This is a genomic window from Sphaerisporangium rufum (assembly GCF_016863395.1).
Classification (GTDB): domain Bacteria; phylum Actinomycetota; class Actinomycetes; order Streptosporangiales; family Streptosporangiaceae; genus Sphaerisporangium; species Sphaerisporangium rufum.
Genome location: NZ_BOOU01000012.1, coordinates 32164 through 57457 on the forward strand (window position 1 = coordinate 32164; position 25294 = coordinate 57457).

Genomic DNA, 25294 nt, shown 5'->3' on the forward strand with positions numbered 1-25294 from the left:
ATGTCTGAGAACCATGATGCGATCATTGCCGACCCCAAGGGGGGCGACGAGGGCGGCTGCCCGGTCGCGCACGATCGCGCCGCGCACCCGACGCAGGGCGGCGGCAACCGCCAGTGGTGGCCGGAGCGGCTCAACCTGAAGATCCTCGCCAAGAACCCGGTCGTGACCGACCCGTTCGGCGGCGAGTTCGACTACGCCGAGGCGTTCCAGAGCCTCGACCTGCCGGCCGTGAAGCGGGACATCGCCGAGGTGCTGACCACCTCGCAGGACTGGTGGCCGGCCGACTTCGGCCACTACGGCCCGCTCATGATCCGAATGGCCTGGCACAGCGCGGGCACCTACCGCATCAGCGACGGCCGCGGCGGCGCCGGCGCCGGCCAGCAGCGCTTCGCCCCGCTCAACAGCTGGCCGGACAACGTCAACCTCGACAAGGCCCGCCGCCTGCTGTGGCCGGTCAAGAAGAAGTACGGCAGGAACATCTCCTGGGCCGACCTGCTGATCCTGGCCGGCAACGTCGCGCTGGAGTCGATGGGCTTCCAGACCTTCGGCTTCGCCGGCGGCCGGGCCGACGTCTGGGAGCCCGACGAGGACGTGTACTGGGGCCCGGAGACCGCCTGGCTCGACGACGAGCGCTACAGCGGTGACCGGGAGCTGGAGAACCCGCTGGCCGCGGTGCAGATGGGGCTGATCTACGTCAACCCCGAGGGCCCGAACGGCCACCCCGACCCGCTCGCCTCGGCGCGCGACATCCGCGAGACGTTCCGGCGGATGGCGATGAACGACGAGGAGACCGTCGCGCTGATCGCCGGCGGCCACACCTTCGGCAAGACCCACGGTGCCGGCCCGGCCGACAACGTCGGCCCGGACGTGGAGGCGGCGCCGATCGAGCAGCAGGGCCTCGGCTGGCGGAACACCTACGGCACCGGCAAGGGCGGTGACACGATCACCAGCGGGCTGGAGGTCACCTGGACGCCCACCCCGACCGTGTGGGACAACAGCTTCTTCGAGATGCTGTTCGGCCACGAGTGGGAGCTGTTCAAGAGCCCGGCCGGTGCCAACCAGTGGCGGCCGAAGGGCGGCGCCGGCACGGTCACCGTGCCCGACGCCCACGACCCGGCCAAGACCCACCCGCCGACGATGCTGACGAGCGACCTGGCGCTCCGGGTCGATCCGGTGTACGAGCAGATCTCCCGGCGCTTCCTGGCCAACCCCGCGGAGTTCGCGGACGCCTTCGCCCGGGCGTGGTACAAGCTCACCCACCGCGACATGGGCCCGATCCAGCGCTACCTCGGCCCGGAGGTCCCGGCCGAGGTGCTGCTCTGGCAGGACCCGCTGCCCCCGGTGACGCACGAGCTGGTCGACGCCGGCGACGTCGCCGCCCTCAAGGAGCGGGTGCTGGCCGCCGGGCTGCCGGTCTCGCGGCTGGTGGCCACCGCGTGGGCGTCGGCGGCCTCGTTCCGCGGCAGCGACAAGCGCGGCGGCGCCAACGGCGCCCGGATCCGCCTGCAGCCGCAGATCGGCTGGGAGGCCAACGACCCCGACCGGCTGGCGACCGCGCTGCGCGTCCTGGAGGAGATCCAGCAGGAGTTCAACGACGCCCAGACCGGCGGCAAGCGGATCTCGCTGGCCGACCTGATCGTGCTGGCCGGCGCGGCCGGCGTCGAGCAGGCGGCCCGGGACGCCGGGTTCGAGGTCCAGGTCCCGTTCACCCCGGGCCGGGTGGACGCCTCGCAGGAGCAGACCGACGTGGAGTCGTTCGCCGCGATGGAGCCGACCCACGACGGGTTCCGCAACTACCTGGGCAAGGGGCACCGGCTGCCCGCCGAGTACCTGCTGATCGACCGGGCCAACCTGCTCGACCTGAGCGCGCCGGAGATGACGGTGCTGGTCGGCGGCCTGCGCGTCCTCGGCGCCAACCACGGTGAGTCGCCGCACGGCGTGCTCACCGCGACGCCAGGGCGGCTGACCAACGACTTCTTCGTCAACCTGCTCGACCTCGGCACGACCTGGCACGCGACGTCGCAGGACCAGAACGCCTTCGAGGGCCGCGACGCCGCGACCGGCGAGGTGAAGTGGACCGGAACCCGGGCCGACCTGGTGTTCGGCGCCAACTCCGAGCTGCGCGCGCTGGCGGAGGTCTACGCGAGCGACGACGCCAAGGAGAAGTTCGTCCGGGACTTCGTCAAGGCGTGGGACAAGGTCATGAACCTCGACCGGTACGACCTGCCCCGGCGCTGAGCCCGCCGGACGCCTCCCGGCCGGACCCGGTCACCGGCGCACCGCCCGGTGACCGGGGCCGCCGGCCCGGGAGGCGTCCGACCGGGTCATGACGTCCGGCCCGGCCGCCGCGCGGCCGGGCCGGACGCCGTTCAGCGGGCGGGCCTCCGGGACCGGGCCGGCGGGGGCCGGGATCAGCGGAAGTCGTCGGCGTGGTCGCGGGCCCACCGGGCGTAGGGGGTCGCCGGCCGGCCGATCAGCCGCTCGACGGTCGGCAGCACCGGCTCGGGCGCGGCCACCATCGCCGCCTGCCCCGCGATGATCGTCGCGGCCATCTCGACCGGCATGCCGCCGGCCACCATCTGCTCGCGCGCCTGGCCGGGGTCCAGCTCCACCCAGCGCACCGGCCGGCCGATCGCCTCGCCGATCGCCGCCGCCTGCTCGGCCTGGGTGAGCGTCTCCGGCCCGGTCAGCTCGTACACCGCGCCGTCGTGTCCCGGCGTGGTCAGCACGTGCGCGGCCACCGCGGCGATGTCCCGCTCGTGGATCAGGGACCGGCCCGCGTCGCCGTACACCCAGTGCACATCCCCGGTCTGGCGGATCTGCGGTGCCCACATCAGCGTGTTGGCGGCGAACCCGCCGGGCCGCAGGAAGGTGTGCGCCGCCCCGGAGCCGGCGATGAGCCGCTCCAGCAGCGCGTGCGAGCCGAGAATGGACCCGGGGACCGGCTCGGTGTCCGGGGTGACCCCGCGCGTGGACAGGTAGACGATCCGCCGGGCCCGCGCCGCGAGCGCGGCGATCGTGGCGGGCGCGGCGTGGTCGGCCGCCAGCGTGGGCCAGACCAGGAAGACGGTGTCCACCCCGTCCAGCGCCGCGTCCAGCGACCCGGGATCGGCCAGGTCGCCGCGGGCCACGCCGGCCGCCGCGGGCAGGTCCGCCCGCGCCGGGTCGCGGGTCAGCGCGCGCACCTTGGCGCCCCGCTCCAGCAGCATCTGCACCACGTGCCGCCCGACGTTCCCGGTGGCCCCGGTTACCAGGATCATGGACACTCCTCGTTCGCTCGCCTCGCTGCGGCGGTCGCCGCCGGCACCAGCGTGGAACATCAACCGAGGTTCAGGTCAACCCGGCGGTCCGGCCGGTCCCGAGCCGACGCCAGGGCCGGGAGGGGCGGGCGACCGGGCCGGGACGCGGTGGTCGCCAGGGTGCGGGATACTACAGAGTCGGTCACGAAACGCCATCCGGGCGTCGGCCGGACAGCCTCCGGCCCGCCGGCCGGAGGTCGGAGTCGAAGGAGCGGGCCGGCGCGGCCGCCCGCCGGGAGAGGGGACCGGCCGGTGAGGGACGTCGTCGCGGAGGCGGCTCGCAGGCGGACGTTCGCGGTGATCAGCCATCCGGACGCCGGTAAGTCCACGATGACCGAGGCGCTGGCGCTGCACGCCTCGGCGATCACCCAGGCGGGCGCGGTGCACGGCAAGGGGGAGCGGCGCGGCGTCACCTCCGACTGGATGGAGATGGAACGCGCCCGCGGCATCTCGATCACCTCGGCGGCGCTGCGGTTCGAGTACCGCGACCACGTCTTCAACCTGGTGGACACCCCCGGGCACGCCGACTTCTCCGAGGACACCTACCGGGTGCTGGCCGCGGTCGACTGCGCGGTCATGCTGATCGACGCCGCCAAGGGCATGGAGCCGCAGACGCTCAAGCTGTTCGAGGTCTGCCGGCACCGCCGCATCCCGGTCATCACGTTCGTCAACAAGTGGGACCGGCCGGGCCGCGAGGCGCTGGAGCTGCTGGACGAGGTGGAGGAGCGCACCGGCCTGCGCCCGACCCCGGTGACCTGGCCGCTCGGTGTGGCCGGCGACTTCCACGGCGTGGTGGAGCGGCCCGGCGGCCGGATCGTCCGGTACACCCGCACGCCCGGCGGGGCGACCCGGGCGCTGGAGACCGAGCTCAGCCCCGGGCAGGCCGCCGCCGAGCTCGGCGCGGACTGGACCCGTGCCGACGAGGAGCGCGCGCTGCTGGACGCCATCGGCGCCGACCACGACCAGAAGCGGTTCGAGTCGCACGAGTCGACGCCGGTGCTGTTCGGCGCGGCGCTGACCAACTTCGGGGTGGCCCGGCTGCTGGACCTGATGGTCGAGCTGGCGCCGCGCCCGCAGGCCCGGCTGGACGTGCGCGAGCGGCCCCGCCCGCTGGCCGCGCCGATGTCCGGCCTGGTGTTCAAGGTGCAGGCCAACATGGACCCGGCGCACCGCGACCGCATCGCCTTCGTCCGGGTGTGCTCGGGGCGGTTCGAGCGCGGCATGGTCCTGACCCACGCCGCCACCGGCCGGCCGTTCGCCACCAAGTACGCCCAGACCGTGTTCGGCCAGGAGCGCGCCACCGTCGACGAGGCCTACCCCGGCGACGTGGTCGGCCTGGTCAACGCGGGCGCGCTCCGCCCCGGCGACACCCTGTACGAAGGGCCGGCGGTGGAGTTCCCGCCCATCCCGAGCTTCGCGCCCGAGCACTTCGCGGTGGCCCGGGTCCGCGACAGCGGCAAGTCCAAGCGGTTCCGCCGCGGCATCGAGCAGCTGGACGCCGAGGGGGTGGTGCAGGTGCTGCGGTCACCGGCGCGCGGCGACCAGGCACCGGTGCTGGCCGCGGTGGGGCCGATGCAGTTCGAGGTGGTGCGGCACCGGCTGGCCGCCGAGTTCGGCGCCGAGATCAGCCTGGACCGGCTGGACTACTCGGTGGCCCGGGTGACCGACGCGGCCTCGGCCGAGCGGCTGGCCGGCCAGCGTGGTGCCGAGGTGCTCACCCGGGGGTACGACGGGGCGCTGCTCGCCCTGTTCGCCGACCGGTGGCGGATGCGGTTCATCCAGCGGGAGATCTCCGGGCTGGTGCTCCGGCCGCTGATCGCCGACACCACGGCGGAGCCGGCCGACGGCGGCTGACCGTCCCCGGGGCCGCCGTGCCCGCATGGGCCGCCCGGACGCCGACCGTCCCGGGCGGGCGCGCTCGCGGTGCCGTCCGCCGGCGGGACACGCCGGACGGCACTTAATGGGGTTTCGGCCTGGTTTGTCGGCGAATAGCTGAGAAGCTGGGGTTATGCGGATCGATCTCCACTGCCACTCCACCGCCAGTGACGGCACCGACGCCCCCGGAGGGCTGATGGCGGCGGCCGCGGCCGCCGGGCTGGGCGTGGTGGCGATCACCGACCATGACACCACGGCGGGCTGGGACGCGGCCGCGGCGGCGGTGCCGGCCGGGATGACGCTGGTGCGCGGTGCCGAGCTGTCCGGCCGGTGGTACGGCGCCGGGCAGTCGGTCGGGCTGCACCTGCTGGCCTACCTGTTCGACCCCGGCCATCCACCGCTGGTGGCGGAGCTGGCCCGGGTACGGCGCTCGCGCGACGTGCGCGCCGAGAACGTCGTCGCGCTGCTGAACGCGGACGGCATCGACGTCGGCATGGACGAGATCCGCGGGCAGGCCCCCGGCGCCACGGTCGGCCGCCCGCACATCGCCCGGGCCCTGGTCGCCCGCGGGCTGGTCGGCTCGGTGAACGAGGCTTTCGCGCCGGAGTGGCTGGGGCGGCGCTACCGGCTGCCCAAGACCGACATGGACGTGCTCACCGCCATCGGGCTGGTCGGCGCGGCCGGCGGCGTCACGGTGCTCGCCCACCCCCGGGCGGGCAGCCGCGGGCACATCGTGCCGGACGCGCTGATCGCCGAGCTGGCCGCGGCCGGGCTGTGGGGCGTGGAGGCCGGCCACGTGGACCACGAGCCGGCCGACCAGGAGCACGTGCGGGCGCTGGCCCGCGAGCTCGGACTGCGGGTCACCGGCTCCAGCGACTACCACGGCGAGAACAAGACGGTCCGGCTGGGGGCGTTCACCACCGCCCCGGAGGTGTACGAGGAACTCGCCGCCGCGGCCACCGGCACCCCGCCGCTGGCCGGCTGAGCCGGTCCCTTTCCGGCCGCGAAAAAGGGCCTGTGGTCTACACCAATTACCGCCCTTGAATCGGCGGCGGGCCGGCGGGTGAATTGGTTCATACCATTCCGTACGGCAGCGCTGGTTTTTCCGCGCGATGCGGTCGCCGGGCAAATGGATTAGACCGCCATGATGGCTCTACCAGCGAGAACGTCTTCTTGACCTGGTGGTGACGTTCCGTCGTGTGAAAAATAGGTAGAGTCCCGGCAAGCGCGGCGGGAACATGCGCCGTCGAAGTCGTGGGAGGCGTTCGAGTGCCCAAGTACGTTTACGATTTCACCGAGGGAAACAGGGATCTCAAAGATCTCCTCGGCGGCAAGGGTGCCAATCTCGCGGAGATGACCGGGCTGGGCCTTCCGGTCCCGCCGGGGTTCACGATCACGACCGAGGCGTGCCGCCACTACCTGACCGAGGGCGGCCTGCCCGACGGGCTGTCCGGCGAGATCGACACGCACCTGGCCGCGCTGGAGCGGGCCATGGGCAAGCGCCTCGGCGCGCCCGACGACCCGCTGCTGGTCAGCGTGCGCTCCGGTGCCAAGTACTCCATGCCCGGCATGATGGAGACGGTCCTCAACATCGGCCTCAACGACGAATCGGTGCACGGCCTGGCCAAGCAGGCCGGCGACGAGCGGTTCGCCTGGGACTCCTACCGGCGGCTCATCCAGATGTTCGGCAAGACCGTCCTGGACATCGACGGCGACCTGTTCGAGGACGCCCTGGCCGCCGCCAAGCGCGACAAGGGCGTGCCCGACGACCTGGACCTGTCGGCGGCCGACTTCCAGCGGCTGGTGGAGACCTACAAGGGCATCGTCCGCGAGCACACCGGCGAGGACTTCCCCGCCGACCCGCGCCGGCAGATGCGCCTGGCCGTCCAGGCGGTCTTCTCCTCGTGGAACGCGCCACGCGCCGTCGTCTACCGGCGGCAGGAGCGGATCCCGGCCGACCTCGGCACCGCGGTCAACATCGTGGCCATGGTCTTCGGCAACCTCGGCATGGACTCCGGCACCGGGGTGGCCTTCACCCGCGACCCCGGCTCCGGCCGCCAGGGCGTGTACGGCGACTACCTGCAGAACGCCCAGGGCGAGGACGTTGTGGCCGGCATCCGCAACACCGTGCCGCTGCAGGACCTGGAGCGCATCGACCCCGCCTGCTATCGCGAGCTGCTCGGCATCATGGAGACGCTGGAGAACCACTACCGCGACCTGTGCGACATCGAGTTCACCATCGAGCGCGGGAAGCTGTGGATGCTGCAGACCCGGGTCGGCAAGCGCACCGCGGCGGCGGCGTTCTGCATCGCGGTCCAGCTGGTCGACCAGGGCCTGATCGACCTGGACGAGGCGGTGCGCCGGGTCACCGGCGAGCAGCTCGCCCAGCTGATGTTCCCCCGGTTCGACACCGGCGCCGACCGGCGGCTGATCACCAAGGGCATGAACGCCTCGCCCGGCGCCGCGGTGGGCAAGGCGGTGTTCACCCCGGCCCGGGCCAAGGAGCTGGCCGACCGGGGCGAGGACGTCATCCTGGTCCGCCGGGAGACCACGCCCGACGACCTGGTCGGCATGATCGCCGCCCGCGGCGTGCTGACCAGCCGCGGCGGCAAGACCTCGCACGCGGCCGTGGTGGCCCGCGGCATGGGCAAGACCTGCGTCTGCGGCGCCGAGGAGCTGGACGTCGACGCCGCCGGCGGCCGGTTCACCGCGCCCGGCGGCCTGGTCATCGAAGACGGCGACGTCATCTCCATCGACGGCGGCACCGGCGAGGTGTACCAGGGCGAGGTACCGGTGGTCGACTCGCCGGTGGTGGAGTACTTCGAGACCGGGCGGGACGGCGGCGAGGAGCTGGTCGGGGCGGTCGACCGCCTGATGCGGCACGCCGACACCGGCCGGCGGCTGGCGGTGCGCGCCAACGCCGACAACGCCGAGGACGCCGCCCGGGCCCGCCGCTTCGGCGCGCAGGGCATCGGGCTGTGCCGCACCGAGCACATGTTCCTCGGCGACCGGCGCCGGCTGGTCGAGGACCTGATCCTGGCCGGCTCCGCCGGCGAGCGCGAGGCGGCGCTGGAGGCGCTGCGGCCGCTCCAGCGGTCCGACTTCGCGGCGATCTTCGCCGAGATGGACGGGCTGCCGGTCACCATCCGGCTCATCGACCCGCCGCTGCACGAGTTCCTGCCCGACCTGACCGCGCTGTCGGTGCAGGTCGCCCTGGCCGGGGACGAGGCGTCGCCGCGGGACCGCAGGCTGCTGGAAGCGGTCCGGCGGCTGCACGAGCAGAACCCGATGCTCGGCCTGCGCGGCGTCCGGCTCGGCCTGGTCATCCCGGGGCTGTTCGAGATGCAGGTCCGGGCGATCGCCGAGGCGGCGGCCGAGCGGCGCGCGGCCGGCGGCGACCCGCGCGCGGAGATCATGATCCCGCTGGTCAGCGCGGTTCAGGAGCTGGAGGGCGTCCGCGACGAGGCCCGGCGAATCCTGGCCGAGGTGGGGGTGGCCGCGCTGGTCGGCACCATGATCGAGGTGCCGCGCGCGGCGCTGACCGCCGGGCAGATCGCCGAGGCCGCCGAGTTCTTCTCGTTCGGCACCAACGATCTGACCCAGATGACCTGGGGATTCTCCCGCGACGACGTGGAGGCCGCGTTCTTCTCCCGCTACCTGGAACTGGGCATCTTCGGGGTGTCCCCGTTCGAGACCATCGACGCCGACGGCGTCGGCCGGCTGATGACGATCGCCGTCGCGGAGGGCCGCCGGGCCCGCCCGGACATCAAGCTCGGCATCTGCGGCGAGCACGGCGGCGACCCCGAGTCGGTGCGCTTCTGCCACCGGATCGGGCTGGACTACGTCTCCTGCTCGCCGTTCCGCGTCCCGGTGGCCCGGCTGGAGGCCGGCCGGGCCGCGCTGGCCGGCGGCGACAGCGACACCCGCTGACCCCGCCCGCCTTACCGGGGGCGGGCCGGGCCGCGGGCACATCACCGGGACGCGCGGTGCGCGGTGCGCGCCGGGATGTGCGAAGTTCACCCCGGACATCAGCGGTTTCCAGGAGGTTCACCGTCTCGCGCGCCGCACGGGGGTACCATCCGGCTAGCAATGGAAGGTTACGGACAGTCCGATCAGGCCAGGTGGGTGCCGGAAGGCCCCGGCAACCGCGAGCGCGGCGCGTTCGAGCGCGACCGGGCGCGGGTGCTGCACAGCGCGGCGCTGCGCCGGCTGGCCGCCAAGACGCAGGTGGTCGGCCCGGGGGACGTCGCCGACCACGGGCGGCACATCCCGCGTACCCGGCTGACGCATTCCCTGGAATGCGCGCAGATCGGCCGGGAGATGGGCAAGGCGCTGGGCTGCGACCCCGACCTGGTGGAGACCGCCTGCCTGGCGCACGATCTCGGCCACCCGCCGTTCGGGCACAACGGCGAGGCGGTGCTGAACGAGCTGGCCGCCCGGTGCGGCGGCTTCGAGGGCAACGCGCAGAGCCTGCGGCTGCTCACCCGGCTGGAGGCCAAGGTGCTCGCCCCGGGCGGCGGCAGCGCCGGTCTCAACCTCACCCGGGCCACGCTCGACTCCTCGCTCAAGTACCCTTGGACGTCCGCCCGCGGGGCCAAGTTCGGCGTGTACCCCGACGACCTGCCGGTGTTCGACTGGATCCGGCGCGGCGCGCCGGAGGGCCGGGTCAGCTTCGAGGCGCAGGTCATGGACTGGTCCGACGACGTCGCCTACTCGGTGCACGACCTGGAGGACGCTCTGCACTCCGGGCATCTCACCCCGGCGCTGCTGCGCGACCCCGGGCAGCGGCGCGAGGTGTGCGAGCGCACCCTGAAGTGGTACGCCCCGGACGCCTCGCTGACCGAGCTGGAGGAGACCCTGGCGGGCCTGCTCGCCGCGCCGCTGTGGCCGGCCGGCTTCGCGGGCACCATGGCCGACCTGGTGGCGCTGAAGTCGCTGACCAGCGCCCTCATCGGCCGGTTCTGCCTGGCCGCCCAGGCCGCCACGCTCGCCGCCTACGGCCCGGGGCTGACCCGGTACCGGGCCGACCTGCTCGTGCCGCGGGCCGTCCGGCTGGAGTGCGCGCTGCTCAAGGGGGTCACCGCGCACTACGTGATGTCCCGGGACGACCACCACGCCAACCAGGCCCGCCAGCGCGAGCTGATCGCCGAGCTGGCCTCCATGATCATGTTGCGGGCGCCGGAGAGCCTGGAGCCGGCGCTGCGGGAGGCCTTCACCGGCGCGGCCGATGACGCCGCCCGGCTGCGCGTGGTGATCGACCAGATCGCCTCGCTGACCGACGTGTCCGCGGTGGCCCTGCACCGCGCCCTCGGCGCCCGCCGCTGACCGCCGCCACCGGGCCGGCCGCCGCCATCGCCTGCGGCCGGCGCCGCCTGGGGGCCGGCGCCGCGTGACGACCGGCGCCGCGTGACGACCGGCGCCGCGTGACGACCGGCGGGGTCAGCCGCGGGTGACGTCCGGCGGGGTGGTCTCGGTGGGGGTGGGCCGGCTGGTGGGCTTCCTGGTCGGGCGCTTGCCCGAGCACAGCGTGCGGCAGGGCGGGGTGGCGCCCACCCGGGCGCGCGTCCCGGCGACCTCGCCGGCCGGGGAGAGGGTGGCGTTGCCGTTCTTCCAGGCGTCCAGGTAGCTCCACGGGTCGACCATGCCGCGCCGCACCCACCAGTACTTGGCCGCGGTGGCCCAGGACATCGCGAAGTACACGTTCGGCCCGCCGTTCCCGGCGTTGCCGGAGTTGCCGGCCCGGCCGAGGGTCTGGCCGGCGTTCACCCGCACCCCGGCCCGGATGCCCGGCTCGACCGCGGCCAGATGGGCGCCCACGTACAGCACGCCGTCGTCGCCGCGCACCGACACCAGCCGGCCCTCGCGGTCGATGCCGCGGTCGGTCGAGGCCCGCCACCGGTCGCCGCGCACCGCCTCGTGCACCACGCCGCCGACCGGGGCGACGAACGCGCAGCCGCTGCCGGTCCAGATCGTCGTCCGCGGCGGCACCGGCCGCTGGTCGGTGAAGCTGGTGCGGCAGCCGCGCACCGGGAAGGCGTAGGTGAAGGGGGAGAGCTTGGGCGGCGGTACCCGGACCGGGTCGTCGCCGGGCGGCGGCTGCACCGCGGGCGGTACCGCGACCGGAGAGGTATCGGTGTCGGCGGTCTTCTCGCCGTCCCCGGTCTCCCCGCCGCCCTGCTCGGCGGGCGGTGTCGCGGTGGCCGGGGCGATCCGGGCGGCGGCCGCCTCGACGGTCTCCCGCGGCCCCGAGCCGGTGCCGGGGCCCGTGCCGGTGCCGGGGCCCGTGCCGGTGCCGGTGCCGGTGCCGGACGGTCCGGCGGCGGCGGCGCCCGCGTCCGGTGCCGGGGCGGGCGGCAGGGTGCTGACCCCGGCCACCCCGGCCGGCGCCGTGCAGGCGGCGGTGACGAGCACCGTCGCGGCAAGTGCGGCGAGTCGTCCCGTTCGCATGATCTCCACCCGTCGGACGTTACCGAAAATGAGCGTTTCCTTGATAGTCGAGCGCAATGGCACTCGCGACCCTTTTGCCGAAAATGTGAAGCCTGTGCTGGTCGCGGGCGAGGCTGTCGGCCGCGGGCCGTAGACTCGCGGCGTGGCAGGGCGGATCAGTGACGAGGACATCGCGCTCGTGCGCGAGCGGTCGGCCATCGCCGAGATCGTCGGCGAGCATATCCAGCTGCGCAACGCGGGCGGCGGCAATCTCAAGGGCCTGTGCCCGTTCCACGATGAGAAGTCCCCGTCCTTCAACGTGACCCCGGCCCGGGGCTACTGGTACTGCTTCGGCTGCGGCGAGGGCGGCGACGTCATCACCTTCGTCCGCAAGCTGGAGCACCTGACCTTCAGCGAGGCGATCGAGCGGCTGGCACAGCGCGCCGGCCTCTCGCTCCGCTACGAGCAGGGCGGGTACGTCCCCGGCCGCGAGCAGGGCGAGCGCAGCAGGCTCATCGACGCGCACCGGGCCGCCGCCGAGTTCTACGCCGGCCTGCTGGCCTCGCCCGAGGCCGCCCCCGGCCGGCGGTTCCTGGCCGAGCGGGGCTTCGAGCAGGTCGACGCCGAGCGCTTCGGCGTCGGGTTCGCCCCGCCGGAGTGGGACCGGCTGGCCCGCCACCTGATGGGCCGCGGCTTCTCCGCCGCCGAGCTGATCAAGGGCGGCCTGGCCCGCGAGGGCCGCCGGGGCCCGGTCGACCGGTTCCGCGGCCGGCTGATGTGGCCGATCCGCGACATCACCGGCGAGGTCATCGGGTTCGGCGCCCGCCGGCTGCTGGACGGCGACGACGGGCCGAAGTACCTCAACACCCCGGAAAGCCCCATCTACAAGAAGAGCACCGTGCTCTACGGCGTCGACCTGGCCAAGCGCGAGATCTCCAAGCGCTCGCAGGCGGTGGTCGTCGAGGGTTACACCGACGTGATGGCCTGCCACCTGGCCGGCGTGCCCACCGCCGTCGCCACCTGCGGCACCTCCTTCGGCGAGGAGCACATCAAGGTGCTGCGCCGGCTGTTGCTGGACCAGGCCGAGTTCCGCGGCGAGGTCGTCTTCACCTTCGACGGCGACTCCGCCGGGCAGAAGGCCGCGCTGCGCGCCTTCGCCGACGAGCAGAAGTTCGTCACCCAGACCTTCGTCGCCGTGCAGCCCGACGGCCTGGACCCGTGCGACCTGCGGGTCAAGCACGGCGACGCGGCGGTCCGCGACCTGATCGCCGCCCGCGAGCCGCTGTTCGCGTTCGCCATCCGCAGCGTCATCTCCCGCTACGAGCTGGACACCAACGAGGGCCGGCTGGCCGCGCTGGACGCCGCCGCCCCGCTGGTCGCCGGCATCAAGGACCAGGCGCTGCGGGGGCGCTACGCCGTCGACCTCGACCGCTGGCTCGGCTTCATGGACGAGCGGATGGTGCTGCGCCGCATCCAGGAGGCCGGCGGCCGCGGCGCCGGCGGCCGGCCAGGCCAGGCCAGGCCCGGCGGGCGGCGTGCCCCGGCGGCGGCCCGGCCCGCCGACCAGGCCGACCCGGTGGTGCGGCTGGAGGCCGAGGCGCTGAAGCTCGCCGTCCAGCGGCCGGTGCTCATGGGGCCGGAGTTCGACGCGCTCGGCGCGCAGGCGTTCACCGCCGCCGAGCACATCGCGCTCTACGAGCTGATCATCGCGGCCGGCGGCACCGCGGCGGCCGGGCCGGGCGGCCGCGAATGGGTCGACCTGCTGCTCGCCGAGACCCATGACGACGAGCTGCGCGCGATGGTCACCCGGTTCGCCGTCGAGCCGGTGCGCACCGACCTGGCCAGCGAGGAGCGTTACGGCCCGGCGGTCCTGGCCCGGCTGGGGGAGGTCGCGGTCACCCGGGCGCTGGTGCGGATCAAGGCGCGCATGGAGCGGCTCAACCCGGTCGAGCAGCAGCAGGAGTACAACCGCCTCTTCGGGGAACTGGTCGCGCTCGAACAACAACGACGGCTGCTCAGAGAACGCGCCGTGGGAGCGTAAATAACTTTACTATCCGCTGCTCACCGCCGCCAAACTTTGGTTTGATATCGATTCGGTAATACCGACGGCCTTACCTTTTGTGACAAAAATAGGCCTGCCGTTTCCCGGGGCCGGTACCGCAGACTATGTCCCGTGGGTGCATCGGTGCTGCCAAGTGGACCGCCATCGATCGACCAGGTGGCGGATCTCGTCGTGACAGGAAGGGAGCGCGGGAGCGTCACCGTCGAGGACGTCGCCGCCGCGCTCGACCGCTCCGAGTTGCCGGCCGACGCGCTGGAGCGCGTCGTGCGGATGCTCGCCGACAAGGGTGTGGAGGTGCTCGAGCCCCAGGCCGACGACGAGCCGGCCCGCCCGGAGGAGGAGGACGTCGGCAAGCGGGCCCCCACCAGCGATCTGGTCCGCATCTACCTGCGCGAGATCGGCCGGGTGCCGCTGCTGACCGCCGAGGAGGAGGTGGAGCTGGCCAAGGCCATCGAGGCCGGGCTGTTCGCCGAGGACAAGCTCTGCGACCTCGGGCTGCGGATCGCCAAGCCGGAGTTCGAGGAGCTGGTCTGGGAGGGCGTGCGGGCCAAGCAGCGCCTCATCGAGGCCAACCTGCGACTGGTGGTCTCCATCGCCAAACGCTATGTGGGCCGCGGAATGCTCTTCCTGGATCTCATCCAGGAGGGCAACCTGGGACTCATCCGGGCGGTCGAGAAATTCGACTACACCAAGGGATATAAGTTCTCGACGTACGCCACCTGGTGGATTCGCCAGGCGATCACCCGGGCGATCGCCGACCAGGCGAGGACCATTCGAATTCCGGTGCATATGGTCGAGACGATCAACAAGCTGGTCCGGGTGCAGCGCCAGCTCCACCAGGATCTCGGGCGCGAGCCGGTGCCCGAGGAGATCGCGCTGGAGATGGACCTGCCGATCGACCGGGTCGTGGAGATCCAGCGCATCGCCCAGGAGCCGGTGTCGCTCCAGTCGCCGATCGGCGAGGAGGACTCCGACCTCGGTGACTTCATCGAGGACGCCGACGCGGTGGTGCCCATCGAGGCGGCGGCGTTCATCATGCTGCAGGACCAGCTGGACGACATCCTCGCCACCCTGTCCGACCGCGAGCAGCGGATCATCCAGCTGCGCTTCGGCCTGTCCGACGGCCACCCGCGCACCCTGGAGGAGGTCGGCCGCGAGTTCGGGGTGACCCGCGAGCGCATCCGGCAGATCGAGTCCAAGACGCTGGCCAAGCTCCGCCACCCCACCCGGGCCCAGATGCTCCGCGACTACCTGGAGTGATCCCGCACGGCCCGGGCGGGTAGCGTTCGGGTCATGCGACTTCCCTGGGGTTCGCGCGGCCTGCCCGCGACGGCCGCGGTCGCGCTGGAGCGGGGTGAGCGGGTGCTGGTGCACGCCCGCACCCCGGCCGGCGGGTACGTGGTGGTCACCGACCGCGCGCTGCACCTGCCGGACGGCGGGCCGCTGCCGTGGCATCGCGTGGAGAACGCGCTGTGGGACGAGGAAGGGCTGCGGGTGGTCACCACCGGCGGTGAGGAGCGCCGGGTGCCGCTGCCCGAACCGGGCCGGGTGCCCGAGGCGGTGCGCGAGCGGGTCACCTCCTCCATCCTGGTCAACCGGCACGTGCGGCTCGGCGAGCGCGGCGGCGTGCGGCTGGTCGCCCGCCGGATGCCCGGCGGGGCCGAGGCGTCCTGGCAGATGGTCTTCGACGGCGGCGTGGACTCCGGCGACCCGGGGGTGCGGGCCGCCGCGGAGCAGGCGCTCGCGGGGCTGCGTCGCAGCCTCGGCGTCTGAACGCGGAAAGCTCGGCGTCTGAACGCGGAAAGGCGGCCCGCGCGGATGGAGTCGCGGGCCGCCCGGGGTCGGCGAGGGTCAGGTGACCCGGTTCATCTCGTTGTCCGGCCAGCCCGTGCCCGTGTCGTCCTTGGCGCCGCTCCACCCGTTGCGGTGCAGGAACGGCACCCGGTCGCCGAGGACACCGCCGATCTTCGTCTTGGTCACCTCGGCGGCCTTGGACGCCTGGGCGCCGGCCAGTCCGGCCGCCTGCTGCACCATCGGGCTGTCGGTCATCCGCTGGGCCGCCCGCTTGATCTGCTCGTACCGCTCGCGACCGGCCCGGCTGCCCAGCACGTAGCCCACGGCCATACCGGTGACGAACGTGAATTTGTATCGCATCTACTACCTCCGGGTGCGGCTGCCATCCTGCTCTCGGCTTCCCCTACCCCTCTGGCGGCCGGTTATGGTCCTCCGGCGCGGCGAGTCACCTCGGCGGCTCGCGGTCCCGGACCGGCCCGGCGGATCGGGCGGAACACACACCCCTCGGAATGCGCTAATCTAGTTCCGCGCCGGACGGAAGGGCTTCAGCCCGGACCGCGCGGCGTGCAGCGATCCCGTGTAGCTCAATCGGCAGAGCAGCCGGCTGTTAACCGGCAGGTTATAGGTTCGAGTCCTATCGCGGGAGCCCGTCTCGGCGGCCTCGGGGGTTCCCTCCCGGGGCCGTTTCGCGTTTCCGGCGCGTGATTCCCGCCTCCCCGTGCCGTGCCGCCGCCCGTCCTCCCGGCCGCCCGGCGGGCGACGGGCGGCCGCCCATGGTGTAGAACAATATTCGGCAGGGTGGATCTCCCAGGAGGTGCGATGTCCGATCTGGTGCTCTCGTCGGTGCGGGACGGCGTGCTCACGCTCACGTTCAACCGGCCGGAGCGGCTGAACGCGTGGATCGATCCGCTCGGCCGGCGCTACTTCGACCTGCTGGAGGAGGCCGAACGCGACCCGCAGGTGCGGGTCGTGGTGGTGACCGGCGCCGGCCGCGGGTTCTGCGCCGGCGCCGACTTCGCCGACCTCACCGCCCTGCAGGAGGGCAGCTACGACACCGAGCCGGACCGGCGGCCGGCCACCCACCCGACGACGATCCGCAAGCCGCTCATCGCCGCGGTGAACGGCGCCTGCGCCGGCCTGGGCATGGTGCACGCCCTGATGTGCGACGTGGTCTTCACCGCGGCCGAGGCCAAGTGGACCACCGCCTTCGCCCGGCGCGGCCTGATCGCCGAGTACGGCCTGGCCTGGGTGCTGCCCAGGCTGGCCGGCCAGGCCCGCGCGATGGAGCTGCTGCTGTCCGGCCGTACGTTCACCGGCGCCGAGGCCGGGGAGCTGGGGTTGGCGGCCCGGGTGGTGCCCGGCGAGCACCTGCTGGCGGAGACCCTCGCCTACGCCCGGGAACTCGCCGTGCACAGCTCGCCGGCGTCGATGGCGGTGATCAAGCGGCAGGTGTGGGGGGATTGGGAGAGGTCGCTGGACGATTCCGCGGCCGAGGCCGTCCGGCTGATGATGGAATCGTTCGGCCGCGCGGACTTCGCCGAGGGCGTAGCGAGCTTCCTGGAGCGGCGGCCACCTGCGTTCCCACCGCTGTTCTGAGCGGCGGCCACCCGCCGTGCACCGGAAGTTCACCGGGGCGATGCCGCGTCGCGTTCGCCATCGGGGGGTTCCATGGTGTTGAATAGGGAGCGGTTGTAGTAGAAGTTCGTTACGTGTAGCAGCGCCTGCGGAGTTCTGAACAGCGGGCGCTTCGGCATGGGGAGACTCCAGCGGGCGGTCGCGATACAACCCGGGGCACCACGTCCGTGGTCCCTGTAGATCGCTTAGTAGGAGATCAGTTTTATGGCACAGGGCACCGTCAAGTGGTTCAACGCCGAGAAGGGCTTCGGTTTCATCGCCCCCGACGACGGTAGTGCGGACGTCTTCGTCCACTACTCCGCCATCGAGTCGAGCGGTTACCGCAGCCTGGAGGAGAACCAGCGCGTGGACTTCCAGACCACGCGTGGCCCGAAGGGCCCGCAGGCCGAGCAGGTCCGCCCGCTCTGAAGCGGGTGAGCCCCGCGGCTTCGCGAGGCTCGTGACGGCGGCTGACCGCCGCCGTACTCAAGGACGCGTCACCGGGCGGTCCACGCAACGCGTGGGCCGCCCCCCGCGTCGATTGGAGGTCCTGACCATGGACCTGATCCTGACCGACCGCGCCGACTCCGTCTGGGGCCGGATCAGTGGCGACCTGGACATCTCGACATCCCCCTGCCTGCGCCGGCGCCTGGTCGCCGCGCTGGAGCCCCCGCGGGTCGGCCTGGTGCTCGACCTGTCGGAGGTCACCTTCATGGACGCCAGCGCCCTCGGCGCGCTGATGGCCGCACGGCAGCGCTCGCTCACCATCGGCGGCGACGGCATCCGCCTGTCGGCCCCCTCCCGGCCGGTACTGCGGCTGCTGAACGCGGCCGGACTGCAGGACCGATTCCCCCCGATCATCATTCCCGCCCAGCGCGCCGCGGCCGAGCCCGCGACCTGACCCCCGGGGCCGGCGGCCTGGGCCCAGCGGCCCGGGGTCAGGCCAGGCGCCGGGCGCCGGGCGCCGGGGTGGCGGGCAGCAAGCGCGGCGCCGCCCAGCCCCGCTCCCGGTAGGACCGCTCGACCTCCTCGCGCACCGCGCCGGCCCGCTCGCCGGCCACCAGGGCGATCGCCGAGCCGCCGAACCCGCCGCCGGTCATCCGCGCGCCGCGCGCCCCGCCGCGCACCGCCGCCTCCACCGCCACGTCCAGCTCCGGGCAGGACACCTCGTAGTCGTCGCGCAGCGAGATGTGCGAGGCGTTGAGCAGCGGGCCGATCTCGCGCACCGCGCCGGCGCGCAGCAGGCCGATGAGCGCCTCCACCCGGTGGTTCTCGGTGACCACGTGCCGGACCCGCCGGCGCTCGTCGCCCGCCAGCCGGGACAGCGCACCCGAAAGGTCGGTGACGTCGCGCAGCGCGTCGACCCCCAGGCGCTTGGCGGCGCTCTCGCAGTCGCGCCGCCGGCGGGCGTACTGCCCGTCGGCCAGCTCGTGGTGGACGCCGGTGTCGATGATGAGCAGTTCCAGCCCCGCGGCGGCCAGGTCGAGCGGCACCGCCCGGGTGGCCAGGCTGCGGCAGTCCATGAACAGCGCGTGCCCCTCGCGGCTCAGCGCCGAGGCGGCCTGGTCCATGATGCCGCACGGCATGCCGACGAAGTCGTTCTCCGCCCGCTGGGCCAGCAGCGCCAGGTCGAGTCGGCCCAGGCCGAGACCGGCCAGTTCGTTCAGCGCGGCCGCCACCGACACCTCCAGGGCGGCGCTGGAGGACAGCCCGGCGCCCTGGGGGACGTCGCCGTCCACCACGATGTCGGCGCCGCGCACCGGGTGGCCGGCCTCGCGCATCGCCCACAACACCCCGGCCACGTACCGCGCCCAGCCCTCGGCGGCGGCCAGGTCGGCGAGCTCCACCGGCCGGCCGGCGTCCGCCCCGTCGCCGGCCTGCAGCGAGAGCAGCCGCAGCGTGTCGTCGCCGCGGGCGGCGACCGCGGCGGTCACCCCCCACGGCACCGCGAACGGCAGCACGAACCCGTCGTTGTAGTCGGTGTGCTCGCCGATCAGGTTGACCCGGCCGGGCGCGTGCCACACCCCCTCGGGGGCACGGCCGAAGGTGGCGCGGAAAGCCTCGGCAGCGCGCATGATGGCGATCTCCTCGTCTGCTCGGGGGTCGGCTCGTAGCCTACCGACGCCCGCCGGGCCGGCGGCATGGCAGGATCGCCGCTGTGGACGACCCCGGCGAGACGCGGTCCCGGCCGGCCGCCGCGGGCCTGGCGCTCCGGCTGCCCACCCCGGTGACCGAGGTGCGCGACGAGCGGCTGCGCGGCGTGCGGCTCTTCCTCAAACGCGACGATCTGCTGCATCCGGAGCTGCCGGGCGGCAAGTGGCGCAAGCTGCGGCACAACCTGGCCGAGGCGGACCGCCAGGGCCATCACACGCTGCTCACCTTCGGTGGGGCCTACTCCAACCACCTGCGGGCGGTGGCGGCGGCCGGCCACCACTTCGGGTTCGCCACCGTCGGGGTGGTCCGCGGCGAGCCGTACGAGCCGCTCAACCCCTCGCTGGCCTTCGCCGCCGCGCGGGGCATGCGGCTCACCTACCTGGACCGGGCGGCTTACCGGGCCAAGGACACCCCGGGGGTGCTGGCCGGGTTGCACGAGCGGTGGGGCGACTTCTACCTGCTGCCGGAGGGCGGCAGCAACGCCTGGGCGGTCCGCGGCTGCGCCGAACTGCCCGCCGAGCTGGACGCCCAGCTGGCCCCGGCCGGCGTCCCGGACCAGGCCGGCTTCGACGTGATCGCCTGTGCCTGCGGGACCGGCGGCACGCTGGCCGGGCTGGCCGCGGGCCTTGGGCCCGGGCGGCGGGCGCTGGGCTTCCCGGTGCTGAAGGGCGGCGCCTTCCTGGCCGGGGAGGTGCGGCGGCTGCAGGTGGCGGCGTACGGCGCGCCGGCCGGGGACTGGACGCTGGATCACCGCTTCCACTTCGGCGGGTACGCCCGGCGCACCCGCGAGCTGGACGACTTCACCGACGACTTCGCCGGGCGGCACGGCGTGCGGCTGGACCGGGTCTACGTGGCCAAGATGATGGCCGGCCTGTTCGCCCACGCCGCCCAGGGGTCGTTCCCGCCCGGCACCCGGGTCGTCGCCCTGGTCAGCGGGCCGGCGGCCGACCCCTCCTGGGACGGCCGGCCCCCGCCGCGCGGGCCGGCCGCCCGGCGGGCGAACCCGGTCGGCTAGGCTCCACCGCGCAAGCCACGAAACACTCCGCAGAGCACTCTCGCGCGGGTCGGCCGCCGGGCCGGCCGGGAAAGGCGGGTGGGGCCGTGCCGGATCGGCGCGTGCTGTTCGTCCATGCACATCCGGACGACGAGACGATCGGCACCGGCGCGACCATGGCCAGGTACGCGGCCGAAGGCGCGCACGTCTGCCTGGTCACCTGCACGCTGGGGGAGGAGGGCGAGGTCATCCCGCCCGAGCTGCGGCACCTGGCCGCCGACCGGGAGGACCGGCTCGGCGCGCACCGGGCCGGCGAGCTGCGGCGGGCCTGCGCGGCGCTGGGCGTGAGCGACCAGCGGTTCCTCGGCGGGGCCGGCCGCTGGCGCGACTCGGGCATGATGGGCGCGCCGTCCAACGACCGTCCGGAGTGCTTCTGGCAGGCCGACCTCGACGAGGCGGCCGCCGAGCTGGTGTCGGTGGTCCGCGAGGTCCGGCCGCAGGTCATCGTCACCTACGACGACAACGGCTACTACGGTCACCCCGACCACATCCAGGCGCACCGGGTGGCCTGGCGGGCGTTCGAGCGGGCGGGCGACCCGGCGTTCGGCGCCGGCGAGCCGTGGGCGCCGTCCCGTTTCTACGCCACCGCGATGCCGCTGTCGGTGCTGGCCGGCGCGGTGGGCACCGGGCCGTTCCGGCAGGTGACCTCGGTGGCCGAGTTCGGGTTCGGGGTGCCGGACGAGCAGGTGACCACCCGGGTCGACGCGGCGGGGCACCTGGCGGCGAAGGTGGCGGCGCTGCGGGCGCACCACACCCAGATCAGCGTGGCCGGCGGCCATTTCGCGCTGTCCAACGACGTCGGGCAGCCGGTGCTCGGGGCGGAGTACTACACCCGACTGGCCGGCGACCCCGGGCCGGCCGGCGCGGACGGCCGGGAGGCGGGCCTGTTCGGCTGACCCGCCATACCGGGACGGCGGTGGGTGGTGGTCCCGCCGCCCCGGCCGCGCGGGTCAGGCGGTCTGCTCCTCCACGTGGAAGGAGATGCCGCCCTGGTCGTCCACGTCGGCGTGCAGGGACTTGTCGTCCAGCACGGTCGCGGCGACCGGGTCGAGGAAGACCTTGGCCCCCTCGCTCTCCACGACCTGGTCGGTGCTCTGCGGCCCGTCGGCGACCGAGAGCATCAGCGATCCGGCGTCCTCGCCGTGCGACGAGATCCGGATGCCCTTGTCGGCCTCCTCGCCGGACCTGGTGTTGAGATCACGGATCACCTTGGCGGCGGTGTCTGTCAGCGTCAGCATTACTTGCTCCCTCGCCGGGGTGGTTTGTCGGATCAGTGACGCCTTTGCCGCTTAGAGAGCATATAAACCGTATGTCGGGATTATTGGCGGCGAATCTTCCTGATCGGCCCGGCCCGCGCGCGCGGCGGCCTAGCGGGCCGCGGTGACGGTGAAGGTCACCGTGGCCGCCGAGCCGCCGTGCGTCGCGTCGCCGCCGTAGGCGACCCGCACGTGATGGACCGCCAGCCCGGGGTGCCCGATCATGAACGCCGCGTTGCCGTGCACCACCGGTGCCGCGCCGAGCAGGGTGCCGAACTCGGTGAACGTCACCTCCCCGGCGGCGTCCCGCGCCGCCACCCCGGGCCGCCGCAGTTCGGCGATCCGCACCTGGACGGTCACCGGGCCGCCGGCCGGCACCGGATCGGGCTCGGCGGTGGCCGTCAGCACCGTCGGGATCAACGGGACCCCGGAGACGTCGAGTACTCCGGGGACGGGTTCGGCGGTGGCCGCGGCGGCCGGCGGGACGGCCGGTATGGCGATCATCACGCCCGCCGCGAGCACCGCCGGCAGCCGGTGGCGGCGGGCGGGCCGGCGGGCGGCGTGGAATCGGTCGGTCAGCATGTCATCCTCGCGAAGGTCCTCGAAGGTGCCGCGGCCGGCGGCAGGACGGTGGGCGGCCAGACCCGCCGGATACCCGCCCTACCGGGCCGCCACGCCACGCTTGATCTCCCCTTGGGCGGGTGGTGATCAAGGCTGGACCGGCCCGCCGGCCTCGGCCGTCCAGGGCCGGGGCCGGCGGACGCCGCCGCGTCGCCGGCCGCGCTCCGGCCGGCGGGCCGGCCGGGAGCGCGTCAGGACCTGACGAAGACCGCGACCGTCCGGGCCGGGACGGTCAGCGCGCCGGTCGCGGCGTCGAAGGCGGACCGCCGGACGACCGGATCGGCCGAGGCGGCCTGCACCGGGTGCAGGGCGACCGCGGCGCCGCGCAGCCCGGGCAGCACCGGCGCCTGCGCCTGCGGCGTCGCGTTGAACACCACGGTGATCGATTTCCAGCGCGGATCCAGGCCGGTGGTGTCCAGGTGCATGGTGATGACGCCGGGGACCTCGCCGGCCACCGGGAACGACAGCCGCCGCCGCACCTCGGCGGCCGACCCCAGGCCGAAGCCCGGCGAGGAGGCGCGGATCTTCAGCAGCTCCCCGGTCCCCGCCCGGGCCGCGCCGATCGCCGCGCAGTCCGGGCGCAGCGCCGGATCGGCCAGCAGCGGCCGCGCGTACGGCCACTTGTCCTCGTTGTCGGCCCGCGGCGGCAGGCCGCCCCCGAAGCCGTTGCCCGCCGCGCAGTCCCACAGCAGGCGGTTGAACCAGTCGCCGGAGTCGTAGGAGTTGCGGTCCAGCGACTTGGAACGCAGCCGCTCGCTGCCGGCGTGCAGGAAGGCGGTGCCCTGCGACAGGATCGCCGTCGCCAGCGAGAGCGTCTGCATGCGCACCCGGTCGGCCATCGGCGTCGCCGGCGGCAGCTTGTAGGCCAGCGCGTCGAACAGCGTCTCGTTGTCGTGCGCGTCCACGTAGGTGACCGCCTCGCCGGGCGCGGCGGTGTAGCCGGCCGGCGCGCCGTTGTAGTCGACCTCCCCGCCGGTCACCTCGCGGCCCGAGGAGGCGGTGAACCGGTACTCGCGCAGGTTGCCGGCCAGCCCCACCTTGATCAGGTCGTGGTAGTGCAGCAGCCGGGCCCGCCGCTGCTCGTCGGTGCCGTTGGCCGGGGAGTCGTTCGGCGCGCCCGCCAGCCCGGAGCCCAGGCCCTGGACCCGCGGGTCGGCGTCGAACGGGGTGCCGCCGCGAACCGCGTCGCGCAGCCGGTCGTTGAAGGTGCCGACGCCGGTGCCCGCCATGTTCGCCTGGGTGGCCTGCACGAACCGGGCGCCGTCCGCGACCTCGCCGAAGTTCCAGCCCTCCCCGTACAGCACGATCGACCGGCCGTCCACGCCGTCACGCGCCGGCGTCAGCGCGTCGAGCGCCGCGCGCACCGCCAGGATGTTCGCCTTCGGGTGGTGGCCCATCAGGTCGAACCGGAAGCCGTCCACCTTGTACTCCCGGGCCCAGGTCACCACCGAGTCGACGACCAGCCGGCCCATCATTGCGTGCTCGGGCGCGGTGTTGGCGCAGCAGGTGGAGGTGGCCACCGACCCGTCGTCCAGCAGCCGGTGGTAGTACCCGGGCACCAGCCGGTCCAGCACCGACCGGGGGTCCTGCCCGGCGGCCAGGGTGTGGTTGTAGACCACGTCCATCACCACCCGCAGCCCGGCCCGGTTCAGCCCGGCCACCATGGCGCGGAAGTCGCGGATCCGGCCCGGCCCGTCCGGGTCGGCGGTGTAGGACCCCTCCGGCACGGTGTAGTGCACCGGGTCGTAGCCCCAGTTGAAGGAGTCCTTCGCCGCGGTCGCCGCCACGCACTGCTGCTGCCGCTCGGAGTCGGGCGGCAGCGCGGCCAGGTCGCAGTCCGGCTCGGTGCGGCCGGCCCGGCGCTCCGGCACGCTGCCGAAGTCGAACGCCGGCAGCAGGTGGACGTGGGTCAGCCCGTCGGCGGCCATCGAGCGCAGCTCCTTCATCCCGGCCGAGTCGCCGGTGAAGGCCGCGTACGTGCCGCGCTCGGCGGCCGGTACGGTGGCGTCGGCGGCCGAGAAGTCGCGCACGTGCAACTCGTAGATCGAGGCGCGGTGCTGCGGTACGGCGGCCGGCTTGCGCAGCGCGTCCCACCCGGCCGGGCGCAGCGACCGGCCGGCCAGGTCCACCAGCCGGCTGCGGGCGCCGTCGGCGGCCAGCGCCACGCTGTAGGGGTCGGTCACCTCGTTGGTGACCACCTTCTGGGCGGCGGGCGCGTACACGGTGACCAGGAAGGTGTAGTAACGGTCCCGCCAGGACGGCGTGCCGCGCGCCGACCACACGCCGGTGGCGTCGTCCCGCCGCATCTCGTGCACGGTCCGGCCGCCGCCGGCCGGGTCGCGGTACAGGGCCAGCTCGACCTTCGCCGCGGTGGGCGCCCACACCGCGAGCGACGGCACCGCCCCCCGCCAGGCCGGGCCGAGCGGCGCCCGGGCCGCCGCCGCGTACAGGTCGTCCAGCACGCCGGGGACCTGCACGCCGGTCGCGGCCAGCAGCGCGCCGGACGCGGACCGCTCGACCGCCACCACCTGGCCGCGCAGCGCGTCGCGCACCCGGCCGGCGTCCCGCGGGTCCACCTTCAGCGCGGCATACCCGGAAAGGTGCGGCCATCTCGCCCGCTGCGCGGCGCTCAACCCGGCCGGGTCGGGGACCAGGCGGATGATCCGCAGGTCGCCGGTCAGCTCGCCGCCGGCGTAGGCGATGTCCCCGGCCCGGGAGTAGGCCAGCGCGTAGGCGGTCGCGGCGGACGGGGTGACCTGCCAGGCGACGGTGTCCCGGTCGATCCAGTGCGCCCGCGCCTTGGCCAGGTCGGCGTCCGCGCCGCGGGCCGCCGGCTGCGGCAGCAGCTCGCCGGGCACCCCGGCCAGCCGCCACACCTCGCCGCCGGTCGCGGCCAGGTCCAGCGCCTGGTCGGCCGGCAGGTCCTGCTCGCCCCCGTCGCGGATGATCGATGAACTCCTGATCGGACGATCGCGGACTCGGTCCGTGCCACGCGGCCATGCGACACCGCGAGGTTTCCTGTCTCATTGTGCCGTGTCGAGGACGGTCCAGGACCTACCCGCGCTTCGCCGGCGTTTCACCTCGCCGCCCGTCCTGCGGCGTGGCGGTTTCGCGGCGGCCGTCCCGGTCATGCCACCGT

At 74.0% G+C, this 25294-nt stretch carries 20 protein-coding genes and 1 tRNA gene; 14 read left to right on the forward strand and 7 right to left on the reverse strand.

Features of this window, described 5'->3' with window-relative positions:
• Positions 1-2238 carry a catalase/peroxidase HPI gene (gene katG / locus Sru01_RS03830; protein ID WP_203982434.1) on the forward strand — a complete coding sequence of 746 codons (2238 nt, stop codon included), beginning with the start codon at positions 1-3 and terminating at the stop codon, positions 2236-2238.
• Positions 2239-2411: 173 nt separating this feature from the next.
• Here the strand turns inward: katG and Sru01_RS03835 are convergent, their stop codons facing one another.
• Positions 2412-3260 (reverse strand): NAD(P)H-binding protein, encoded by an 849-nt coding sequence (locus Sru01_RS03835; RefSeq protein WP_203982435.1) that lies wholly within the window; start codon positions 3258-3260, stop codon positions 2412-2414.
• Between the two features lie 291 nt (positions 3261-3551).
• Here Sru01_RS03835 and Sru01_RS03840 point away from each other — a divergent pair, with 291 nt between their 5' ends.
• The 4 genes from Sru01_RS03840 to Sru01_RS03855 all read left to right on the forward strand — a co-directional run bounded on the left by Sru01_RS03840 (position 3552) and on the right by Sru01_RS03855 (position 10499).
• Positions 3552-5153 (forward strand): peptide chain release factor 3, encoded by a 1602-nt coding sequence (locus Sru01_RS03840; protein ID WP_203982436.1) that lies wholly within the window; start codon positions 3552-3554, stop codon positions 5151-5153.
• A 154-nt stretch (positions 5154-5307) separates the two neighbouring features.
• Positions 5308-6159 (forward strand): PHP domain-containing protein, encoded by an 852-nt coding sequence (locus Sru01_RS03845; RefSeq protein WP_203982437.1) that lies wholly within the window; start codon positions 5308-5310, stop codon positions 6157-6159.
• A gap of 284 nt (positions 6160-6443) precedes the next feature.
• Positions 6444-9104: a pyruvate, phosphate dikinase gene (ppdK, locus tag Sru01_RS03850; protein WP_203982438.1), complete on the forward strand. Its 2661-nt coding sequence runs from the start codon at positions 6444-6446 to the stop codon at positions 9102-9104.
• Positions 9105-9263: 159 nt separating this feature from the next.
• Entirely contained in the window at positions 9264-10499 is a 1236-nt protein-coding gene (locus Sru01_RS03855) for a deoxyguanosinetriphosphate triphosphohydrolase (RefSeq protein WP_203982439.1), read from the forward strand.
• A 114-nt stretch (positions 10500-10613) separates the two neighbouring features.
• On the opposite strand, the gene Sru01_RS03860 is transcribed toward Sru01_RS03855, so the two are convergent.
• A complete protein-coding gene (locus Sru01_RS03860) occupies positions 10614-11621 on the reverse strand; it encodes a peptidoglycan DD-metalloendopeptidase family protein (RefSeq protein ID WP_203982440.1) in 1008 nt (335 codons plus the stop codon).
• Positions 11622-11763: 142 nt separating this feature from the next.
• Between Sru01_RS03860 and dnaG the strand changes: the two genes are divergently transcribed.
• From dnaG to Sru01_RS03875, 3 genes are all read left to right on the forward strand, one after another.
• Positions 11764-13641 carry a DNA primase gene (gene dnaG / locus Sru01_RS03865; protein ID WP_203982441.1) on the forward strand — a complete coding sequence of 626 codons (1878 nt, stop codon included), beginning with the start codon at positions 11764-11766 and terminating at the stop codon, positions 13639-13641.
• A gap of 144 nt (positions 13642-13785) precedes the next feature.
• On the forward strand, positions 13786-14922 hold the full coding sequence (rpoD, locus tag Sru01_RS03870) for an RNA polymerase sigma factor RpoD (RefSeq protein WP_203982442.1): 1137 nt from the start codon (positions 13786-13788) through the stop codon (positions 14920-14922).
• 33 nt (positions 14923-14955) lie between these two features.
• On the forward strand, positions 14956-15435 hold the full coding sequence (locus Sru01_RS03875) for a hypothetical protein (protein ID WP_203982443.1): 480 nt from the start codon (positions 14956-14958) through the stop codon (positions 15433-15435).
• A gap of 78 nt (positions 15436-15513) precedes the next feature.
• Here Sru01_RS03875 and Sru01_RS03880 read toward each other — a convergent pair whose 3' ends face one another.
• The gene (locus Sru01_RS03880) at positions 15514-15816 is read right to left on the reverse strand and encodes a YtxH domain-containing protein (protein ID WP_203982444.1); all 303 of its coding nucleotides are present in this window, start codon (positions 15814-15816) and stop codon (positions 15514-15516) included.
• A gap of 213 nt (positions 15817-16029) precedes the next feature.
• Between Sru01_RS03880 and Sru01_RS03885 the strand changes: the two genes are divergently transcribed.
• The 4 genes from Sru01_RS03885 (at position 16030) to Sru01_RS03900 (ending at position 17971) form a co-directional block, all read left to right on the forward strand.
• A tRNA-Asn gene (locus tag Sru01_RS03885) sits at positions 16030-16102 on the forward strand.
• 173 nt (positions 16103-16275) lie between these two features.
• Positions 16276-17052, forward strand: a complete 777-nt coding sequence (locus Sru01_RS03890) for an enoyl-CoA hydratase-related protein (RefSeq protein WP_203982445.1) — start codon at positions 16276-16278, stop codon at positions 17050-17052.
• Positions 17053-17295: 243 nt separating this feature from the next.
• Entirely contained in the window at positions 17296-17499 is a 204-nt protein-coding gene (locus Sru01_RS03895; RefSeq protein ID WP_203982446.1) for a cold-shock protein, read from the forward strand.
• A 127-nt stretch (positions 17500-17626) separates the two neighbouring features.
• Entirely contained in the window at positions 17627-17971 is a 345-nt protein-coding gene (locus tag Sru01_RS03900; RefSeq protein ID WP_203982447.1) for an STAS domain-containing protein, read from the forward strand.
• Positions 17972-18008: 37 nt separating this feature from the next.
• Here the strand turns inward: Sru01_RS03900 and galK are convergent, their stop codons facing one another.
• Entirely contained in the window at positions 18009-19145 is a 1137-nt protein-coding gene (gene galK / locus Sru01_RS03905) for a galactokinase (protein ID WP_203982448.1), read from the reverse strand.
• A gap of 83 nt (positions 19146-19228) precedes the next feature.
• Here galK and Sru01_RS03910 point away from each other — a divergent pair, with 83 nt between their 5' ends.
• Both Sru01_RS03910 and mshB read left to right on the forward strand, forming a co-directional pair.
• Positions 19229-20239, forward strand: coding sequence for a 1-aminocyclopropane-1-carboxylate deaminase/D-cysteine desulfhydrase (locus tag Sru01_RS03910; protein ID WP_239136868.1), 1011 nt, complete (start codon positions 19229-19231; stop codon positions 20237-20239).
• Positions 20240-20325: 86 nt separating this feature from the next.
• Positions 20326-21174, forward strand: coding sequence for an N-acetyl-1-D-myo-inositol-2-amino-2-deoxy-alpha-D-glucopyranoside deacetylase (gene mshB / locus Sru01_RS03915; protein ID WP_203982449.1), 849 nt, complete (start codon positions 20326-20328; stop codon positions 21172-21174).
• 54 nt (positions 21175-21228) lie between these two features.
• Here mshB and Sru01_RS03920 read toward each other — a convergent pair whose 3' ends face one another.
• From Sru01_RS03920 to pulA, 3 genes are all read right to left on the reverse strand, one after another.
• Positions 21229-21516: a Fe-S cluster assembly protein HesB gene (locus Sru01_RS03920; RefSeq protein WP_203982450.1), complete on the reverse strand. Its 288-nt coding sequence runs from the start codon at positions 21514-21516 to the stop codon at positions 21229-21231.
• A gap of 129 nt (positions 21517-21645) precedes the next feature.
• Positions 21646-22116, reverse strand: a complete 471-nt coding sequence (locus Sru01_RS03925; protein WP_203982451.1) for an Ig-like domain repeat protein — start codon at positions 22114-22116, stop codon at positions 21646-21648.
• A 230-nt stretch (positions 22117-22346) separates the two neighbouring features.
• The gene (gene pulA, locus Sru01_RS03930; protein ID WP_239136869.1) at positions 22347-25031 is read right to left on the reverse strand and encodes a pullulanase-type alpha-1,6-glucosidase; all 2685 of its coding nucleotides are present in this window, start codon (positions 25029-25031) and stop codon (positions 22347-22349) included.
• Positions 25032-25294 lie beyond the last annotated feature (263 nt).

Bases quoted from the DNA above. Each gene is read 5' to 3' on its own strand.
- Sru01_RS03890 (WP_203982445.1), top strand. From the start codon at position 16,276: ATGTCCGATCTGGTGCTCTCGTCGGTGCGGGACGGCGTGCTCACGCTC.
- Sru01_RS03895 (WP_203982446.1), top strand. From the start codon at position 17,296: ATGGCACAGGGCACCGTCAAGTGGTTCAACGCCGAGAAGGGCTTCGGT.
- Sru01_RS03860 (WP_203982440.1), bottom strand. From the start codon at position 11,621: ATGCGAACGGGACGACTCGCCGCACTTGCCGCGACGGTGCTCGTCACC.
- Sru01_RS03845 (WP_203982437.1), top strand. From the start codon at position 5,308: ATGCGGATCGATCTCCACTGCCACTCCACCGCCAGTGACGGCACCGAC.
- Sru01_RS03880 (WP_203982444.1), bottom strand. From the start codon at position 15,816: ATGCGATACAAATTCACGTTCGTCACCGGTATGGCCGTGGGCTACGTG.
- Sru01_RS03855 (WP_203982439.1), top strand. From the start codon at position 9,264: ATGGAAGGTTACGGACAGTCCGATCAGGCCAGGTGGGTGCCGGAAGGC.
- galK (WP_203982448.1), bottom strand. From the start codon at position 19,145: ATGCGCGCTGCCGAGGCTTTCCGCGCCACCTTCGGCCGTGCCCCCGAG.
- Sru01_RS03900 (WP_203982447.1), top strand. From the start codon at position 17,627: ATGGACCTGATCCTGACCGACCGCGCCGACTCCGTCTGGGGCCGGATC.
- Sru01_RS03875 (WP_203982443.1), top strand. From the start codon at position 14,956: ATGCGACTTCCCTGGGGTTCGCGCGGCCTGCCCGCGACGGCCGCGGTC.
- Sru01_RS03925 (WP_203982451.1), bottom strand. From the start codon at position 22,116: ATGCTGACCGACCGATTCCACGCCGCCCGCCGGCCCGCCCGCCGCCAC.
- Sru01_RS03920 (WP_203982450.1), bottom strand. From the start codon at position 21,516: ATGCTGACGCTGACAGACACCGCCGCCAAGGTGATCCGTGATCTCAAC.
- katG (WP_203982434.1), top strand. From the start codon at position 1: ATGTCTGAGAACCATGATGCGATCATTGCCGACCCCAAGGGGGGCGAC.
- Sru01_RS03835 (WP_203982435.1), bottom strand. From the start codon at position 3,260: ATGATCCTGGTAACCGGGGCCACCGGGAACGTCGGGCGGCACGTGGTG.